This window comes from Streptomyces sp. NK15101 (assembly GCF_020400725.1).
GTDB lineage: Bacteria > Actinomycetota > Actinomycetes > Streptomycetales > Streptomycetaceae > Streptomyces.
The window spans coordinates 1-18,633 of sequence record NZ_JAINVG010000080.1 but is presented as its reverse complement, the minus strand read 5'-3'; the positions used below and the strand labels follow the sequence as shown (position 1 = coordinate 18,633).

At 68.3% G+C, this 18,633-nt stretch carries 16 protein-coding genes and 4 pseudogenes; 14 read left to right on the top strand and 6 right to left on the bottom strand.

Going from position 1 to position 18,633, the window contains the following annotated elements:
* Positions 1-167 precede the first annotated feature (167 nt).
* From K7G60_RS30695 to K7G60_RS30680, 4 genes are all read right to left on the bottom strand, one after another.
* Positions 168-1,337 carry a competence CoiA family protein gene (locus K7G60_RS30695; RefSeq protein ID WP_225804241.1) on the bottom strand — a complete coding sequence of 390 codons (1,170 nt, stop codon included), beginning with the start codon at positions 1,335-1,337 and terminating at the stop codon, positions 168-170.
* A 484-nt stretch (positions 1,338-1,821) separates the two neighbouring features.
* Positions 1,822-2,238: a hypothetical protein gene (locus K7G60_RS30690; protein ID WP_225804240.1), complete on the bottom strand. Its 417-nt coding sequence runs from the start codon at positions 2,236-2,238 to the stop codon at positions 1,822-1,824.
* Between the two features lie 20 nt (positions 2,239-2,258).
* Positions 2,259-2,615 (bottom strand): hypothetical protein, encoded by a 357-nt coding sequence (locus K7G60_RS30685; protein WP_225804239.1) that lies wholly within the window; start codon positions 2,613-2,615, stop codon positions 2,259-2,261.
* 129 nt (positions 2,616-2,744) lie between these two features.
* Complete coding sequence (locus K7G60_RS30680; RefSeq protein ID WP_225804238.1) at positions 2,745-4,259, bottom strand: restriction endonuclease; 1,515 nt, start codon at positions 4,257-4,259, stop codon at positions 2,745-2,747.
* Positions 4,260-4,488: 229 nt separating this feature from the next.
* On the opposite strand from K7G60_RS30680, the pseudogene K7G60_RS30675 reads away from it, so the two are divergent.
* The 10 genes and pseudogenes from K7G60_RS30675 to K7G60_RS30630 all read left to right on the top strand — a co-directional run.
* Positions 4,489-5,013: pseudogene (locus tag K7G60_RS30675) on the top strand (PP2C family protein-serine/threonine phosphatase); the annotation flags it as partial.
* A 183-nt stretch (positions 5,014-5,196) separates the two neighbouring features.
* On the top strand, positions 5,197-7,506 hold the full coding sequence (locus K7G60_RS30670) for a hypothetical protein (protein WP_225804237.1): 2,310 nt from the start codon (positions 5,197-5,199) through the stop codon (positions 7,504-7,506).
* Positions 7,487-7,939: a DUF6308 family protein gene (locus tag K7G60_RS30665; protein WP_225804236.1), complete on the top strand. Its 453-nt coding sequence runs from the start codon at positions 7,487-7,489 to the stop codon at positions 7,937-7,939. Before K7G60_RS30670 ends, K7G60_RS30665 begins: the two co-directional genes overlap by 20 nt.
* Positions 7,940-8,041: 102 nt before the next feature.
* Positions 8,042-8,650 (top strand): hypothetical protein, encoded by a 609-nt coding sequence (locus tag K7G60_RS30660; RefSeq protein ID WP_225804235.1) that lies wholly within the window; start codon positions 8,042-8,044, stop codon positions 8,648-8,650.
* Positions 8,644-10,068 (top strand): hypothetical protein, encoded by a 1,425-nt coding sequence (locus tag K7G60_RS30655; RefSeq protein ID WP_225804234.1) that lies wholly within the window; start codon positions 8,644-8,646, stop codon positions 10,066-10,068. Before K7G60_RS30660 ends, K7G60_RS30655 begins: the two co-directional genes overlap by 7 nt.
* Positions 10,069-10,250: 182 nt before the next feature.
* Entirely contained in the window at positions 10,251-10,610 is a 360-nt protein-coding gene (locus K7G60_RS30650) for a hypothetical protein (RefSeq protein WP_225804233.1), read from the top strand.
* Positions 10,535-10,828 (top strand): annotated as a pseudogene (locus K7G60_RS39525) (hypothetical protein); the annotation flags it as partial. The gene K7G60_RS30650 and the pseudogene K7G60_RS39525, both read left to right, overlap by 76 nt.
* 125 nt (positions 10,829-10,953) lie before the next feature.
* Positions 10,954-11,463 (top strand): transposase family protein, encoded by a 510-nt coding sequence (locus K7G60_RS30645; protein WP_225804232.1) that lies wholly within the window; start codon positions 10,954-10,956, stop codon positions 11,461-11,463.
* A 215-nt stretch (positions 11,464-11,678) separates the two neighbouring features.
* Positions 11,679-12,398 (top strand): hypothetical protein, encoded by a 720-nt coding sequence (locus K7G60_RS30640; protein WP_225804231.1) that lies wholly within the window; start codon positions 11,679-11,681, stop codon positions 12,396-12,398.
* A gap of 468 nt (positions 12,399-12,866) precedes the next feature.
* Positions 12,867-13,674 (top strand): annotated as a pseudogene (locus tag K7G60_RS30630) (transposase family protein).
* 33 nt (positions 13,675-13,707) lie between these two features.
* Here the strand turns inward: K7G60_RS30630 and K7G60_RS30625 are convergent.
* Entirely contained in the window at positions 13,708-14,112 is a 405-nt protein-coding gene (locus K7G60_RS30625) for a RidA family protein (RefSeq protein ID WP_225804230.1), read from the bottom strand.
* A gap of 483 nt (positions 14,113-14,595) precedes the next feature.
* Here K7G60_RS30625 and K7G60_RS30620 point away from each other — a divergent pair, with 483 nt between their 5' ends.
* From K7G60_RS30620 to K7G60_RS30610, 3 genes are all read left to right on the top strand, one after another.
* Positions 14,596-15,534: a hypothetical protein gene (locus K7G60_RS30620; protein WP_225804229.1), complete on the top strand. Its 939-nt coding sequence runs from the start codon at positions 14,596-14,598 to the stop codon at positions 15,532-15,534.
* 89 nt (positions 15,535-15,623) lie between these two features.
* A complete protein-coding gene (locus K7G60_RS30615; RefSeq protein ID WP_225804228.1) occupies positions 15,624-16,076 on the top strand; it encodes a hypothetical protein in 453 nt (150 codons plus the stop codon).
* A 207-nt stretch (positions 16,077-16,283) separates the two neighbouring features.
* Complete coding sequence (locus K7G60_RS30610) at positions 16,284-17,270, top strand: hypothetical protein (protein ID WP_225804227.1); 987 nt, start codon at positions 16,284-16,286, stop codon at positions 17,268-17,270.
* Positions 17,271-17,276: 6 nt separating this feature from the next.
* Here K7G60_RS30610 and K7G60_RS30605 read toward each other — a convergent pair.
* Positions 17,277-17,815, bottom strand: a pseudogene (locus K7G60_RS30605) (FAD-binding oxidoreductase); the annotation flags it as partial.
* A 390-nt stretch (positions 17,816-18,205) separates the two neighbouring features.
* Between K7G60_RS30605 and K7G60_RS30600 the strand changes: the two are divergent.
* Positions 18,206-18,613: a hypothetical protein gene (locus K7G60_RS30600; protein ID WP_225804250.1), complete on the top strand. Its 408-nt coding sequence runs from the start codon at positions 18,206-18,208 to the stop codon at positions 18,611-18,613.
* Positions 18,614-18,633 lie beyond the last annotated feature (20 nt).

Below are 18,633 nucleotides of genomic sequence, written 5' to 3'. Positions count from 1 at the left end.
CCCCGGCTTCTGCACGGTGCGGTGAGTGGAGAGCGCGGCCCTTCTCGATCCGGCGGAGCTTCTACCAGCCGGTCTCGGGATGCGCGTCGATGTCGGCGGTGCGGTAGAGCGGGACACCGACCGTTCCGGCTCGTGAGGTGCCGAACCGCTTCGGTGCCGGTAAGCGTTCAGCCCATGGTGAGCTGTTCGTGTTCGGGTAGATCGAGATGCACGATTCGGCCGGTGGGAAGGGCGTCGGTGAGTTCGCGGGCTTCCTGAGTGCTGCGGGTCAGGACCAGCTCTTTGGCGATGTCGGGGCAGGCGGTGATCAAGGCAGGGCAGGGTCGCACGACGCAGTACAGCGTCCGCTGCTTGTCGGCTGTGTGGATGGAGATGCCGTAGGCGTACTGCGGCCAGATCATTGGCCTCTCCGGGATCCCCACCCGCACACCCGAGGTCCGACAGGCGTACCCGGCGATGGCGGCGAGCAGCTCGGTGTGCTGCTCCTGAGACAGCCGGCCCCACCACGCCCGTGCCGTCTCCAGGGCCAGACGCTCCCGCTCTTCCCGCTCGCGGGCGAGTTGTGCCTCGCGCTCCGCCCGCTCCTGGCGCGCGTCCGCTTCGGCCCACCGGCGTCGCGCGTCTTTCAGGCGCAGGCGAGCCTCTTCCTCCCGTTGCAGCGGCAGAGCCTCAGACTCCGCAGCCTTCCGTATCCGCTCCTGCCCTTCCAGTTTTTTCCGGCGTCGCTCCGTGGCCTCCTCCCGCTCCTTCTGCCGGGCTTCCCGCTCGGCCCGCTCGGCTTCCTGCCGCTGCCGCATCGCCTCGTGGTTGCCCTGATTGACGATCGACTTCCGCGAGGTCCACCACCGATCCCGTCGGAACCGTCGTTGCTCACCGTTGACCATGCGGTGCACCCGCCGGTATCGGGGCAGCACCTCGGCGGGTACGGCCTGCTCCTCCAAAGCCCAGCGCACGAACCGCTCCAGCGGCCCCTCACGGAATTCCCACCGCCCACTGCGATAGACGAACCCGGCGAGCCCGTCGTCCACCACCCACGGCTGCTCGCGTTCCTGCGGGGCACGGACCCGGACGGCCGGCACCGCGCTGATCCACTGCGGCGGCCGGACATCCGGAGACACCCAGCACACCCGAATCCCCTCGGCGGCGTACCGGTCGGTGTGGGCGGCAATGTCGTCCACGGTGATCGGCGACAGCTGCGCCTCCCAGGCCATGCGCCGGCTTCCGTCTACGGACGAGGCCATGGCGTCCACCCGCCAGGACCCGCCCTCGGCCGGCACCTCCAGGGCCGCGAACCACCCGGCCGCCCGGATGGCGCCCGCCATCTGCAGCTTGAGCATGTGATGCTCCCACGACTCGTTCGACAGCTCGCACGACGGCGGCCGCCCGGGGGCCGTGGCAGAAGAACCGCCGCTTCCTGGGCCCGGAGAGCTTGGGGCGCAAAGTCCAACGGCACTCGAGGCAGGTGAGCGGGAAGCGGGGCTGGGCCTTGTGGATCCGGGCCCATTCCAGCCCGTGTCCGAGGTCGGGAAGGGTGGCATCGAGGTGGCCAAGGGCGGGGTGCAGCGCAGTGAAAGGCATGAATCGCATCTCCCGGCGATCCGGCATACGTGCGGCGTATCTACAGAACAGCAGATACCAGGCACCACTGACAGGGGACCGTGTACGTCGTGTCAGTCAGGACGCTCCGACGTCGGACCTGGCCGATGATCTTGCTCGTTTCTACAGGCCGAGAACGCGGAGCATCGCCATACGTGGGCAGACGACGGCTGGAAACCCCGGGGGACTGTAAGCAGGCCGCCACACCGCGCATGACGATACGGGTCAGTACCCGCCTCTGGCCCTTCGGAGCTCCTCGGCCGCCAGCTTCAGCCGCACGATGAGACCCTCTGCCTTCATGAGCTCACTGGCGCCGTCCTGCACTGCCCTGGCGATGTCCTCCGCCCCGCGCAGGCTGTCGGCTGCCGAGTACAGGGTGGAGGCACTGTCCTGCAGATGCCCCAGGGCGCTCGCGGTTCTCCACAGCAGGGGAGCGGTGTCCTGCAGATGCCCCAGGCCGTCGGAAGCGGACCGCAGCCACGACGCCGTGTCGGGATCGATTCCGAACCCGTGCACCCGCGGATCACGAAGCTCCTCCACCAGGACCTGAAGTGTCGCGGCAGCCTCAGGCGCGATCCGCGCGAGCTTTTCCAGCGCCTCGCGTGTCTCGTCCTTGAACGATGCGAACGACTCCGACACCAACTCCCGCAGCCGCTCCTCCGTCAGCCCCGCAGCTCCAGCAGCGGAGCCGTCCCCTCACTCTCCCGCTGCTCCTTCCACGCCTCCAGCAGCTCCACCGTGTACTGCTCACTACCGTGGCCGTCGACCCGGACGTGGTGGACCTTGCACAGCAGCAACAGATTCGAGAAGGCGTTCTTCTCGTCCAGCGACAGCTCCGGATCGAACCGCTTGCCGCCCGAGCTGACTGCCCGGATGTGCGCGATCTCCAGATTGAGAATGTGCTCCCCGTCGATGAACCGGGTGACCGGCTCCTCGCATCCAGGCCAGTAGCAATAGCCGCGGCACAGCGACATCAGCGCCGCATGCGTCCCCGACGTGTACTTCCGGGCCTCGCCCACGAAACTCCCTCCTGCGCCCGCAGGGAAGATTCCCACGGTCTAGTCATCCTTGGAACAGCCCTTGAAGGGCCGTTATCAAGTCCAGCGAAGTGAGCGAGGTGCCGTCACCCCCAGCCGTCTTTGAGGGCGTCAGCTCAGGTCTCGGGCCTGCCAGTTGGGCGGCAGCTTGGGCAGTCCGATGAGGGCGTCGATGCCGAGGTGTTCCAGGAGCAGTGACTTGAGATGGCGGCCGTCGATGAGTTCGACCCGGTTGCGTGGTGCGAAGTCCCAGCTGGCCTTGCCGAACCATGCGGTGGTGACCACGATGCCCTTCGACGCGCCCTTGTCGACGACGAGTCCCGCGACCGCCCGTACCGTCTCGGCGGACACGACGTTCTTGGTGCGCTTGGCCTGGATGATGCACAGCCCGCCGATCAGCGGTTCCTCGTTGACCGCGACGGCGTCGATGCCGTCGTCCCGCGATGCCTGGGTCACCCACGACTTCAGCCCGATCTTCTCGAACAGCCGCCGGATCAGGTGCTCGAAGTCGGTCGGGTCCATCGCGACCAGGTCAGGCCTGCTGTCCAGGCCGGCGACGACATCCCGCTCCGGGGCGATCTTGTATCGGGACAGGTCGAATGAGACGACAGGCCGCACCGGCTCCAGGTCGTAGGGGTGCTGGGAGACGATCGCGTCGAGATGATGCAGACTGGCGACCGGATCGAGCTCGGGCTCGTCCAGGACCAACTCCGCGAACCCCTCCCGGCTGACGCGCACACTGACCAGGCACGGCTCGATCGACTTCCCCGTGGCCCGGTCCTTGGCCCACACCTTGCCGTTGAACGCGATCTGGTCCACCAGCCCCGGCGGAGTCACAGCGAAAGCCTCATCGATCGCCCGCAACGCGAGCCGCGCCACCAGATCCCGGTAGAGGGCCTTCGTCTCCGCCTCCTTCCGCGGCTGCGGAACCACCGCCGGGGGAGTAGAAGCCTTGAACCGGTACTGCGCGACCGAAGGCACCACCGCCTGACCCGGCAGCTCCACCTCCACTACCAGCTCCCGCGACTCCGGCGCGAACGCCACCCGCCGCGCCCCGCCGAGCCCCTGCGGATAGTCGACGGAGCACAGCGCCTTCTCCACACCGACCGCGAATCCCTCCAGATCCCCCTCGCCGAAAGCCTGCTCCGCCTCCAGCCGCAGCTGATGCAGCCCACCAGGACGTGAACGCAGAACCGAGGAAAGAACTCTCAGCCGCTCTTCCACCTCGGCCGTCCGCTCAGAAGCCTCTCGCCGCATGCCTTCGACGGCCTCCTGCTTCGCGAGCCGCTCGGCCACAGCCTTCTCCCGGGCCTCGGTACGCCGCTTCTGTTCCAGCTCCTTTGCCCGCGCCGCATCCCGCTTCTCAAGATCCCGCACGATCTGCTCAGCCCTGCGCGCGTCGGCACTCTGCCGCGCCTGTTTCTCCTTCTGGGTACGCGACCACGCCTGCGCAGCCTCACGCTCCCTGCGGGCATCCTCCCTGGCCCGCGCGGCCGCGACACGCTCCGCCTCCCGGGCCTGACGCGCCAGCTCCGCCTCCGCCCGCTTGGCCGCGGCAGCCTTCGCCTTCTGGCGCTCCTGGTACACCTGCAACAACTGCGCCGCCAACGACTTCCTGCGCGCCATTCACCAGCCCCCACTCCACGTCAAAGCACAAGAACTGCCCCCACGCGAAGCCCGGCAATCTCAGTACCGGTTCGATGGCCTGACTCGCGCGCAGCATGACTGCTTTCCGCGCAGAAGACCTGCCTGTTCATGCTGCAGGAGGCGACCGTGGTTCCTCTCTGAACCTGCCCAAGAACCACCTGACCTGCGCGGGCTGTCTCGGCTGACCGCATGTGGTTCTGCCGCCCCATCCCTGATGGCCACCCTCCTGGTCAACGCCTCCCGCGGCGCCCGCCGCGCCGGCGAAGACCTCACCGAACAGGCCCGCCAGGTCCACCAGGCGCTCCTCGACCACGGCCACCACAGCATCGCCACCGGCCAGCTCCTGCGCATCGCCCTCGACGGCACCGGCGCCCGGCTCGTCAACGCCGGCCACCCCTGGCCACTGCGGCTGCGCGACGGCGCCGTCAGCGAACCGGCCCTGGCCGTGGACCTGCCCTTCGGCGTCGTAGGCCAGGGCGCCTACCGGGTGCAGGGCCTCGACCTGCAACCCGGCGACCGCCTGCTCCTGCACACCGACGGGATGCAGGAACGCGACGCCGAAACCGTCGACCTGCCGGGCCTCCTGCGCAAGACCGCCGCCGAGCACCCCCGCGAAGTGGTGCGCACGCTGGTCGGCGCGGTCAGTGATGCCTATGGCGGTCGTCCGCCCAAAGATGACGCCACTGTCCTGTGCCTGGACTGGCACGGCCCCACACCGCCCGCAACACGATGATCCAGCCCAGGCCCTCTCAGGTCCACCGCATCCCGACCTTGGACCACGGCCAACTGGGCTCCACTGTTCCGGCCAAGGTGCTGCCGTCGATACAGAGGAGGTCGCCCATCTTCACAATCCGCTCGTTTCTGGCCAGGACGGTCGCCTAGAGTTCGACCGCTATACCTGGAGTCAGGAGTCGAGATGGATGTTCAGATAGCAGTTCTCAGCGCGGTGAACAGCGGAGTCGACTCCTGCGAGCCACTGCACAAGGTCGGGCGGGAACTACGCGCTGGCTGGTCGCACACGAACCCGGGCGAGGAGGAGCACGAGCATTTCGCGGCCCTGTGGTTGGCCATGGAGTTCCGACTGCAGGACGGCACCTGGGACGTTGTCCGCAGACCGTTCCGCAGCACCGACGACAACGATGACCTGGTTTCGAGGGCCGTGGGCGAGATGCCGTCCGCGGCTTTCGAGGTATGGGCTGCCTACGCCCCCGAGACGACCCACCCCCTGGTCCGGGCCCGGCTTCACCACCTGCTCTGGGTGGCCCGGCACGGGACCCGGCCCATTGAGCACCTCCGCTCCGCAGTGCACGGCTACCGGGATGCTGCCGGCGCGCTGCTGGCGAAGGGGGAGGAACGCCTGGAGGCGCTCGTCCCCTCTCTGGATCCGGGTGGGGCAACGTCCTTCGACGTCGAGGTGGCCCGACTTGCTGCAGCGGACGCCCTGGTGCTCGCCTATGGCCTGGCGGCCGCTACACGGCAGCCGGAGCGTACCGACATCGTCGGCGAGATGACCGCCCTCGGCCAGACCGCGCTCGCCTGGAAGCCCCCGTCACCGGGCGTGCTCGGCCTCATGACCGCCCCGCTCGTAGTCAGCACGCACGACAAGCCCGTCGTGCGTCCCCTGCTCGAACGTGCCGTCGACGAGTACTGCGGAGAGGGCCAGTTCCACTACCGGGTGGAGTTCCTCGAAGAGCTCCGCTGCGTGGTGGGCGCCGACGAGCACCGCGACGTGGACGAACAGATCCACCGCGCCCGCATGGAACTGGCCGACAGCAGCACGGGACTCCGGAAACTCCTCGCCCTGGAAGACGCTGCTCGACATGCCCGCGACAGCGGGCTGACCGACGCCCTTGACGAGGTGCGCAGAACGCAGCAAAAGATCGGTCGGGACGAACTTCCCATGGACACCATCGGCACCCCGGTGCCCTTGCCGGCGGGCTACCTGGAGGCAGCGAGCGCGGCTATCGACGCTGCCGACAGCATGGAGCACGCACTCCACTCGATCGCCACCACTCCTCCCACGATGAGTGACTCCGCGGCCGTGCCGCCCGGGCTGCTGTCCCTGCCGACGGTGTACATCAACCCCAACGGCCCCGTCGTGACGCGCACCGTCGGGAGCGACAGCACCGGAGGAGAGGGCTTCTTCTTTCGGCAGCACATCTTTGCCCTCGACGTACACGGCCTGGTCATCGAAGCCCAGCTGGACCGAGTTCGCGACAGGTTCCGCCCGACAGCCGAGGACCTCGTGCCGTTCTTCGCCAGCCCGGAGCATGCTCCGGAGTCTCGAATGCGCGGTCTCGCCCGCGCCTTCGAGGCGTTCTGGGAGGGCGATGTCGACACGGTCCTGGCCCTGGCGCTGCCGCGCCTCGAAGGTACGCTGCGCCGCCGACTCCAGGCCGCTGACATCGCGGTGATCACGCACGCGAAAGGGGAGACCATCGGACAGGTCCAGCAGCTTGGCTCCCTCCTCGAGAAGCTGGATGAACTCGGCTTCCCCGAACCGTGGCCCCTCGTCCTCCGGACGGTGTTGGGCAACGCCGAGGGGCAGATGAACCTCCGCAACAACGTTCTGCACGATCTGGTCGACACGCCTTCCCGGCACCGGGCAGCGCTCGTGCTCCAGATCGCCCTGGCTGTGCTCTTCCTCGGAGAGGACCCACCTGCACGGACGGGGTCTGCCGACAGCGGCACGCGGATGCCGTTGCCGTGGAACGCCGCTGCCGATCAGCGTCTGCCGTTCCCTGTGCCCGACTCCCGGGCCCATCACTTCGTCACCCAGTACGCCGACATGCACGACGTCGTTGCCGACTTGACGGTGCCCTCCGGTATCCCGCAGTCCGCGGCAACAGTGCTGCACACTTCTCGCGAGCTCCTGCGCCACTCCTACTTCTGCTACGAATTTTCCACCGTAGCCCTCCTGCACGCCCTGATCGCAATGGAGATCGTCCTCCGGGCCAAGATCCCGGGCTCCGGCACGAAGCCGCTCCACGCCCTCATCAAGCAGGGCGAGGAGAGTGGCCTCCTGACCGGGCGGCAGACGGAGTTCCTCCACGAGGGGCGCAGGCTCCGCAACCGCATCGCCCACGGCCAGAGGGCTCATTCCGTCATGCCCCCACGCTGGGGAGCCAGGACGCTCACTACCTCCTTCACCTTGATCAGCGAAGTATGGGCGGCTCAGCCGATGCCACCGACCACAACTGACACAGATGAGGCCACAGGTATCTGAGATAAACGAGTTCGTTGGGGCCTGGTTCCTCCGGCGGGAGACCGCCCGTGGTGAGGCAGCGCCTGCACGCCGTTCTGGATGCGGAGCGGGTGATGGACGACCTGCGCCGCCACTTCGGAATCGGCCTGCCCCAGATGCCGGCGCGTTCACGGAGGGCCGGTTCGAGCACCTGGCAAGCGGGCGTGACCGTCGCCAAGTCGCGAACCAGTTCACCGCAGAGGACCTGGTGGCAGTGCAGTCCCTCTCGATTACCGTCCCGGCGCCCGCCGCTCTCGACCTGCTAGAAGGCTCGCTGGACGCCCAACTGTCCGAACTGCATCGAGAGTCGCCCGAGATCGCTGCCTGGTGCCGGGACGTGCCTGGCGGTCTGCTCTTTGAACGGGAGGTGCCTTGCGTTTCGCCTGGTCCCGTCTCAGTGCGCATCGTCCTCTGACGAGGTTGCGCTTCTTCCGGACTTCGAGTGGCTGTTTGCGGTGTCTTGGAAGTTGGCTCATTCGGGCTCTTCGTGATCACCCGGTCGCACTAAGCTACGCCCGTGGTGGTTGGTGAAGATGCCCAGTTGAAGGGCTTCTCGGGTGCCCGCAGAGCCAAGCAGTGGCTCGAGGGCACGATGCGTATCTTCGGGGCGTACGCGAACACGGACTCGCCGTCCTGTGGTCGCCGACTGACGATCCCATGGCCGTATGGCGGGCGGACGTTCTCCTTCGATCTGGGGGGAACGATGCGTGGTGAGCCGTATCAGAGCGACATGTTCTGCGCGGAGGTCAAGAACTACTCGCAGCCGGGAGACCAGGGGACACACTTCGACGAGTTCCTCGCCAAGTGCTACGTCGCCGCCCAGATCCAGCATCACCTGAGCGATCACTTCATGTGGATCACCTGGTCACCGTTCCGGGCGAACTCCTGGTCGACTCTCAACTCCTCCGACCAGGTGGAAGCAGCCGTCCTGCAGCACCGCAGCCGCGTGTTCGGCACCGACGACCTCGACGAGGCCCGGAAACTTCTGGACCCCGAACTCGCCCGGTCGGTCGCCGCTCGCCTGTGGCTGATCGTGCTCTCGGAGAAGCAGGAAACTCTTCTGCCTCTCAAGGACTGGGCCGCCATCGTGGCCGCTGAACTCACCCGCAGAGAGGGCGCATGGTGAACATCGTCGAGCAGTCGATCGCCCAGGCCATGGACGAGCCCGACGACCGGATGATGTTCACCCGCGTCAAGGACATCGTCGCCCGGCACCTGACCCGCATGGACCCCCGCGCCAAAGTCACCCAGACCGAGTTCTTCAACCACACCCATGTCCCCGACATGGTCCTGGACTGGCCCGGAAGGCCCCGCACACCGCGTCGGTTCATCTACCTGCGCACCACATCCGACCAGCGCGAACTCGAAGACGACCTGCACCGCCTGCCCAGCACGGACCGGCCGGTGCTCCTGACCCTTGGCCAGTTGCCCTTCGCCCCACGGCGAGGAGAGCCGCCTTTGCTTCCCGACAGCAGCACCACCCTCCTTCTCGACACCTCCGCGCTCGGCACCCTGCAGCCCCCCGGCAGCTCTCCCGGGATCCCCCACCTGGTCTCCAGATCCGTCCTCGAAGGCGGCCGCGGCGCTCTCGACAGGGCGGCGACCGAAGAACTCCTGAACACCCTCGTCCGCGGAGCCGAAGCCGCCCGAGCGGGAGAACGCCTCCCCACCCGTGAGGCCGTCGACGCTCTCACCGCGCAGATGACCACCGACGTCGCGGACCAGATGTCCGCCTTCCTTGCCGCGCTCTGGCAAGGCGGAGGCTCCACGCTCTCCTCCTTCCCCTCCTCCCGCAGGGGAGTGGGCAACCTCGACGAGACAGCACTTACATATCTGCTGGAGTCCGAGGAAATCACCGACGCTGCCTTCTGGAACCGCGTCGTCCGGATGATCAGCCTCCCCGTACTGCTCCGCACCCCCACCACAGACACCGGCAACCTTCAGCACCTCATGCGCCAGGCGATCCAGCTGTGGAACAGCCGCGTCTGCATGATCGTTCCCGGTATGGCCGATGCGACCACCAGCCCCTGGCGCTGGGCGGTGAAAGCCGGGCAGCTGATCCTGCAGACTCCGCGTTTCCAGATCCTGGTGGCCCAGTCCCGCCGGCAACTCCCGCAAAGGGAAGAGACCTCCCTGCCCCGCCTCGACGAGGTACGGAGCCGGGCCGACCGCTTCGGCATCCCGCTGACAGCTCTGCGCATGGTCGTGACAGACCGCCACATCGGATACGGCGGCCCCGGCGACGACATCTCCCACGACACCCGCCTCGACGGCATCAGCGACGCACTCGGGCAGGCCGAGGGCGTCATCGAAGCCGACGCGCGCATCGCCTCCGGCGCCATCCTCCAATGCCTGTTCGGCTACAGGGTTGCAAGCGCCCGCGGCGCACGCACCCAGGTACCGTTGGACGCTCTCCTGGGAACAACAACACGCCTCCTCTCCGATCTCACCGATGATGAGGCCGAAAAGATCACCCAGCTCCTCGGAGCACAACAGCCACTCCCAGACCAACCATGGAGCCAGCCCGGCTTCGACGACCTGTGACGCTCCTGATCCCATATATGGGGACGTCGACGAGGACCTGGCCGTGAAGCCGTACGCCACCGCCCAGCGGCCTGGCGACCGGACGCATTCCGGTGTGACGCGACGGCCATGTGCACGATGCCGGACGGCACCCGCGCCTACGCCCTCCTCGACGGCGTTGAAGACACCCGCATCGTCCGAACGTGGACCCGCGCCGCCGCCGGCTGGCCCGCGCGGCCACCGGATACGGGAACGCGGAGGCCGGCCTGCGTGTCGAGTACGAGCGCTACGCCGCCGACCCCGCCCGCCGCGACCACGATCCCGACCTGCCCACCGCGGCGGCCGTCGTCGCCGTGCACGTCCCCAGCGACCTGTTCTCGGTCGCCTGGTCCGGCGACGCCCACGCTTACCTTTTCCTCGACGGACTCGGGCTCCTGCGACCGCTCACCGAAGATCACAACGCCCGCCGGCGTCGTGGCAACACCGCATGGACCGTTCTAACGACCTCGTGCACGGTAAGCGATGGGACGTCGAGCTCTGGATCGTCGATCATGGCTGCGTGATGGGGAACGTGACGCGTGCAGTGATCATCAGCGACCGGAGGGTCACGAGGCTGTCGGCCGGAGTGATTGCTGAGCTCGTTGCCGAGGTAGGTCCGTCGTGGCATGAGCGTCACCGGTCCAGGTTTGCCTCCCGGCCGCGGAAGCGTGCTGTGGGCGCCGGCGCGAAGCACCAGTTGGTGTTCGTCGACCGGCTGCTGGCCACCCTTGTTCACCTTAGTCACGGGGTTACTCACAATGTGCTGGCCTGCTGGTTCGGGGGGACCGTTCCACCATCACCAGGGCCGTCAACGAGGTGCGGCCCCTGCTTGCCGAGCCGGGATGCACCGTCGGGCCAGACGTACAGTTGCGCACCCTGGCCGAGGTCATCGATCACCTCGGTGCCGGCGGGCAGACCGGCATCATCGACGGCACGGAGATCCGGGTCAGGCACCCCGCCGCCGGACGCAAGGGCCGGAACAAAATCATCTCCGGCAAGAACAAGCAGAACGCCGTCAAATCCATGGTGGTCACGGACAGCGAAGGCCGCGTCCTGTGGTGCAGCCCGGCCAGTCCGGCAAGCTGCGCGGACATCACCCACACTCGCCAGTTAGGGCTGGTCAAACTCCTGGCTGACGGGCCCGCGGTGGAGATCCTCGCGGATGCCGGCTATCAGGGCCTGGGTGCGCAGACCGACGGCCGGGTTGTGACGCCACCGCACCGCAAGTTCGAGAAGGACGCTTCGGACTGGTACGAGGAGATGCACGAACGGCAGCGCAAAGCGCATTCCTCCAGGCGGATCCGCGTCGAGCACGGCATCGCCCACCTCAAGAACCGGCGGCTCCCGCCCGCCACATCGGCCGCCGCGAGCACATGAGCGACACGGTCCAGGCCGTCGCCGGCCTGCTCTCCCACCAACAGACCGCAGACCTGACGCCTGCACGACAGATGTGAACACCAAGCTCGCTGGGAACCCCGACGTCTCACCGCTTACCGTGCGCGGGCTCGTTAGACGCCCGGCTGCCCGCGCTCCGGCTGCCTCAGCCCACCCTGGAGTCTCGGACCCCTGCCTGACTGGGCATCATGTCTGTCATGGACCTCGCAGGCATAGCAGCCCTCGCAGCCCTCGCAGGCATTCCGGTAAGCGTGCTGGTCGCGCACTGGCAAAAACGGACAGCCCTGCAACAGACTCATGCCCTGAACCAGGCAGCCCGCGACACCGCCGAAGCCAACCACCGCGCAGCCCTCGCCCAGGCCGAAGCCGACCATCGAGCCGTCAGGGAAGCCGCTCTCGAACAAGCCGAGGCCGCTCACCGGAATGCCTTGGAGCAAGCACAGGCCAGTCACCGACTGGCTCTCGAGCAGGCCGAAGCCGCACACCGCAGTGCGATGGCACAGGCCGAGGCCAATCACCGTGCTGCCCTCGAACTCCAAGCCGTCCAAGCCCGCGCCGACCACGAACGGTGGCTGCTGGACGCTCGCAGAGCCTCCTACGATCGCTTCCAGGAGTGCCTTGGCCGTTTCCGAACGGCCCTCTTGCGAGGCGTGGGGGCGGCGGACGCTTTGGACGCCATCATCTACGACATGCACAGCATCGCTCACGAGGTAAGAGGGGTCGGACCGTCCGAAGCCGGAGGGCTGGCTCGTGATGTCGTGCGCCGCTGCTCAAGCGTCACAAGAATGCCCGGCCTGGGCATAACCAGCGATGAGCGCGAAGAGGTGTGGAATACCTGGATAGCGCCCCTACGGGCACAGTTCAGCGATTCGGTGCACAGTGTAATGACCCGCAGTCCTGCCCTTTTTCTTGAATAGCCGGAGAGAAATTACCTCCAGGCACGGGGCGAAGAGTCCGCGCGGGGCCGATGCTTGCAGCCAGCCCAGAGAGCGCCGGTCACCCGTCCAGTCACTACAGGGGCTGGCGGCCAGGCGCGCAGCCACCGCGGCGCGGTCACGCCACTGGAACCTGTCCGCTCCGCGGACAGGTTCCAGTGGCTCACGCTCCCGCGAAGCGCCGCCCGGTCATCCATAGCAAGCCGGTCAGGGCAGCGGCGGCGCCTCAGCGGAAGCGGCTGCAACAACGGAGCCACCCGCTCCGCTCCCACGGGTCGTCAGACACAAGATCCGGCTTAGACGACGCACTGCCGGCCTGCGACCCTCACTGCCAAGCGCCTGAGCCAAACTCATTCTGAAATGATCAGGGAGCCTCTTTCATCCTGTGCTGAAGGGTGAAATGGGCTGCTCAGCGGGGGTGGTGACGAGGCAGGGCCCCTCGTCGTTGGCGTGGTGATTCCACTCGACACGCCGGCGACCGAAGGGACCCTGAAGGTTTCCGTATCCCGCCATGCTCGACGTCCCGCATGAGCTCGTCGAGCATGTGTCCTGGCTGCTGTATGAGCACTGCCGGGCCCGCAACATCCGCTGGCGCAAGCTCGGCCGCTTTGAACAGGCGTTGCTCACCCTCGTCCACCTGCGCAAGAACGATACGTTCTCCGAGCTCGGAGCAGGTTTCGGGATGTCCCAGGCCACTGCCTGGCGGTACGTCGACGAGACCTTGGACGTCCTGGTCTCCTGGGCGCCCGGCCTCCATGAAGCCCTCACCGGCCTCGGTGAGGGCGACCACGTCATCGTTGACGGCACCCTGACCCGCACCGGCCGTGTCCGTGCCGACGAGCCGTACTACTCGATGAAGCACCGCAAGCACGGCATGAACGTGCAGGTCATCACCCGCCCCGACGGCACACCGCTCTGGTTCTCCCGCGCAGCACCCGGTCGCACCCGCGACCTGACCGCGGCCCGCGCCCACGGCATCGTCCAGGCATGCCTCACCCGGCAGATCCTCGCTCTCGCGGACCGCGCCTACCAGGGCGCCGGCGCCACCTTCCGCACCCCCTACTACCACCACCGCGAACAGCCAGAGCACTGCCAGTAGTTCAACCGCGACCACGTCAGACTGAGAGCCCCCTGCGAACGCGCCTTCGCCCAGTTGAAATCCTGGCGGCTGCTCCGGCGAGCCAGATGCTCCACCCGCCGCATCGGCACCATCGTCCAAGCCGTGCATACGCTGCTGACCTGCAACTATCCAGGATGAAAGAGGCTGAAGGAATTAGGCCGACCTCTTTACCTATGGCTTCACATCGAGACGCACGAGCGCGCCGATCTCAACAAGCTGGTCCGGCAGCGCCAAATCGGAAACACCCATGACCGTGCTGGCGGGCCGGTGCTCCCCGAAGTACTCGGCGTGGAGGCGTGCTGTCGTGTCGAAGTTCTCCCGCAGGTTCCTCACCAGAACCGTGGTCTCCACTATCTGGCTACGCTCGGCCCCGAACCGCCTCAGCACCAGGTCCAGATTCTCCAGCGTGGTGCGGACCTGCAGTTCGAAGTCGCCGGCACCCACGAAGTTGCCGTGACGGTCATGAGACAGCTGCCCCGACACATAAACCGTGTCACCGACCTGAGTGGCCTGGCTGTACCCGTACAACGACTCCCACGGCATGCCGAACCCGAATGCCTTCACCTGAGAACTCATGACTCACTCCCTTGATACAGCGCGCGGAACCGTCAGTTGCAGGCAGGCTCCTCGCGCGTAGAAGTTACGGGTCCGTACGAACGATGCTTGTCTGGTAGCGCCGTCCGAGTGTTCTCTGCACGCACAAAATTGGCTGCAGTGGGCTCCTCCGGGCGCCGGTGTGATGAGTGGAACCTGTACGCCGACGACGAGGTGCCCTGCCTCCTCACCACACCCGTCGGCCAGCCAGTTTCGCCCTCCAGCAGAGGATGAAAGAGGCTCACTGGCGCGCTGTACAACCCCGGCCGGAAGGCCAGCGGGCGCCCACGGCCGGGCGTGGGCGGCGGCGGTGCCGTTCGCGGGCACGCTTCGAAAGCCTTCGAAAGGCTGTCGGGCCGGCGGGCCGCCCCGCGAGACTCCTCAGTACCAGGGCAGGCCGCGACCGGTTCGCGGCCGGAAGGCATCGGGCCCTGGTGACCCACGTATGTCAGGAGCACATCAGTGATGAGGAGAGCTTTCTCCCGGCGGCCGGACGGGATCGGCCGGCACCGGCTGACGACCACAGTGCTGGCGGGGACGGCCCTCCTCCTCGCCGTCACCGGCTACGTAAGCGCCGGGGCACCGGCAGGCGAGGGCGGAGCCGCGGCACCAGCGGGGACCGTCGCCGCCACCACCGCCGTTGGGCGGAGCCTGCTGCACGACGCGGAACAGGAGCTCCAGCGCCGGTGCATGACGGCAGCCGGGTTCCGGTACTGGGCCAAGCCCGAGAACCCACTGCCCGAGGCGCGCGACTTCCCGTACGTCGTCGACGACGCGCAATGGGCCGGGCGGTACGGCTACGGCAGCGTCCTCGAACCACGGGTCGAGGCGCTCCGCCGCCAGGACCCGAACCGGGTGTACCTCGGCGGCCTGCCGCTGGAACGCCGCCACGCCGCCGTGACCGCCCTCAACGGCACCACCGACGGGCAGGGACTGCGCGCCGAACTGCCCGGCGGCGCGGTCGTGGGACACAACGGCAACGGCTGCCGGGTGACGGCCTGGCGCGCCCTGTACGGAGACGTCGCCGGCTGGTACGCGGCGAACACCCTCGTCGGCAACCTGGGCGGCATCAGGCGGCAGCGGGTCGCCGCCGAACCCGAGTTCGCCGCAGCCGTACGGGCCTGGTCGGCGTGCATGCGCGAGCAGGGCTTCCCGTACCGGACCCCGCGCGAGGCCAGGGACGCCTTCCTCGGCGGGAAGGGCGCTCCCGACAGGGCCCGTGAGGTGCGCGTGGCCGTCCGGGAGGCGCGGTGCGCACACGACAGCGGCCTGGCGGCCGTCGCCCAGCGCCTCGACCACCACCACGACCGGGAACTACTTCGCGAACACCGCACCGCCGTGGAGCGGGTGGAGCGGCTCCGGGCCGCCGCCCTGCCGCGGGCGCGTGCCGTACTGGGCCGCTGACCGGCGGTCCGCCACCCCACGACCCCCGCGCGCACCAGCGCGGGTCGCTCACCCCTGCACCGACAGCCGACATCACACGAGGAGAGTCCATGTCCAAGAACCGCATCACCCACCTCATGACCACCGCGCTGGCCGCGGCCACGATCGGCCTGTTCCCGGCAGCGGCGCACGCCGAGACCGCGCCGACGGCCGGTACCGCGGTGGCGGCCGGCACCACCACCGCGGCGGCCGACGGCTACCTGTACGCGTGGGAGCACTCGTGGAAGGGCGGGCGACAGGCCACCTGGTCCGGCGACAGCGACAACTGGGCCGACCGGAACATGCGCAACCAGGCGTCGTCGGTGCACAACAACGGCTTCGCCGGCGCCTACGAAGACGTGCGGCTCTTCTGGCACACCGACCAGAGCGGGGCCTGGTACTGCCTGGGCAACGGCAGCTACCTGATGGACATGCGCTACGACCGCTTCCCGTACAACGGAAACGGCGGCGGCGAGCCGCTGAACGACAACATCTCGTCGCACGACTGGGTCAACGCCTGCTGATCGCCCCCACCGCACACCGGGCCCGACCGCTCACCGGCCCGGCCCCCTGCCCCCGCCGCCCGCGCGGCGGGGGTTTCGGTCGTTCTCCCCCACTATCCGGCCAACGCCCTTCCGGGCAGAAGCCGCTGCCCTAGGCTCCCAGCCGACCGGGGACGACCGGTCACCCAAGGGACCCATCGGGGGATGGCCATGCCCAAGGAACCGACCGTGCCCATCGGCCCCACGGAAGACCTGCGACTGTCGGTCAGCAGGCTTCCGGGCACGACGCTCTTCTCCGTCATCGCCGACACCTTCGGCCACGCCTCCCACGGGATGCCACCAAAGTGGCGGCGCGTCATCCGCGACACGGCACCTCCCGCAGCCGCGGCGACCCTGCAAGCACTGCTCACCTCCAGCCATCCTTGGGCACCCGATTCGCTCGCCCTGACGTCGGGCGTCGACACCGGGGGCGGAACGGGCACCGCGACCTCGATCACCGACGAGCTGGACCGCATCGAGCCGGACACCCTGCTCGGTGAGGTGGAGCACCGGTTCGGCAGCGCCGTCCCCGCGCCATGGCAGCACGTGGCCGAACGGCCGGGGGAATTCCTCGACACCTACCGGACCCTCGCGCGCGCCGTCTGGGACGCCTTCGCCCCGCTGTGGCACCAGGCGGACGCACTGCTGGGCCGCGAAGTGGAACGCATCGGGGTCGCCTCCGTCACCGGCGCGCTCGACACGGTCATCAACGACCTCGGCGCCCCCGTCCGGTACGCCGACGGCCGGCTCCACCTGCCGCACCCGTGCCCGCAGCACGCCACCGGACCGGGGCGGCGCCGGGTCGTCCTCGTCCCGCTGGCGTCCGGGTTCGACGCCTGCACATACAGCGCGGAGGACCCGGACCTGATCTGGGTCGGCTACCCACTCCCGGGGCTGGGCCGGCTCGCCCACCGGTCCACCGAACCGCACCCCCCGCCCGCGCAGGACCGCCTCGACCTCGTACTGGGACCGGTCCGCGCCACCCTCCTGCGCCACGCGCGCCGGCGGCCGTCCGTGTCGGAAGCCGCGAGTCTCGCCCACATCACCGTCAGCACCGCCACCTACCACTGCGACCGGCTCGCCCGCTCGGGCCTGCTGCGGCGCCTACGCCACGGCCGGGAGATCCGCCTGTGCCTCACGGATGACGGTGCGGCTCTGCTCGACCTGCTGGCATGAGCGTCATCAGCGGGTCGCGCGGTCCAGTTCGGGGAGCACCGAGTGGCAGGGACGGCCCGCGGCGTGGTGCATGCCGAGCTCGCACATGCGGTTCGCCGAGAGGTACGCCTCGAACGTCCGGGCCGTCACCTCCGCCGCCTCCCGGCCATCGCCGATTCCGTCAACTCCGGTTGCAGCATTCCGCGGTCACCCGCGAAGGCGCAGCATCCGACGTCGTCCGGGGCGACCACCTCCTCGGCGTACGCCGCCGCGATCAGGAGCAGCCGGTCTGGGTCGTCGAGGTGCCGCATCGCACACGTGGGGTGGACGACCACGGAGGCCGCCCTGCGTCGTACCGTCAAGCGCAGCGGGAGTTCTTCGGCGGCCCAGACGACCGAATCCAACACGGTCAGCTCCGCATGCAGCTCGCGGTTGCGGCCGCTCAGGTACGGCACCACCTCGCGGGCCAGGCCCAGCGCGCACGAGGAGGCGTCCACGACCAGCGGCAGCCGGCCGCCTGCGGTCCAGCCCCAGGCAGCCTCGACGACCCGGTTCGCCGTCACACGAGCGCCCTCCTCGGTCGGCATGTCCCGCACGAAGACGGCACGCTTCCCCACCGTGCACGGATCTTGATGCGGCAGGGAAACTTACGGCAGCTGCCCCGAACGGGCCCGGCCCACGAATCGATCCATGCGCACACCATGCACGGGGTTGCGGCCGAACAGGCATGTTCGTGCAACTACCGGCAGCCAGTCGCCGCAGGCCTGGTCGCGGTGGGTTGTCAGTGGTCTGGTGCATGCTCATCGAGGAAGAGATCGGCATCGGCCACCCCTTCCACTGTTCCGGCCTGCGCCGGGTTTCCGGGAGGTGGCGAGTAGGCGTACTCATGCACGTGTGTCTACTCGTGGGCAGAGTGGTGTTGTCGCGTCAGGTGTTCAAAGGGGAGGTAGTACGTGATGCGTACGAAGAATGTATCGGTGGTGGCGTTTCTCGCTGCCGGCATGCTGTCCGTGGTGAGTGCCGGTCCGGCGGCAGCGGCTGATGTTCTGCTTCCGCATCCGGGCCCGGACGGCCTGCTGTGGGTGGAGGAGCAGACCGGGGACGGGGGAGTGGTCTCCGCGGGCGCGTGGGATCGCCTGCCCACGGTGTTGACGGTGGCGTGTGAGGGAGGCGGTAGTGTGCACGCGACGATGGAGTCACAAGGCAACCAGGTTGCCGACCTCACCGTGGACTGCCCCGTCGGCACCACGGGCACAGGCACGGTAAGCATGGATCCCGGCATGGTGACCGGATCCTTCAGCATCGGTATCGACGCCTCAGATGACACCATCCGCTGGGCCCTGACGGTCACCCAGCCCGAATAGAACGCACCCCACGCTCCTTC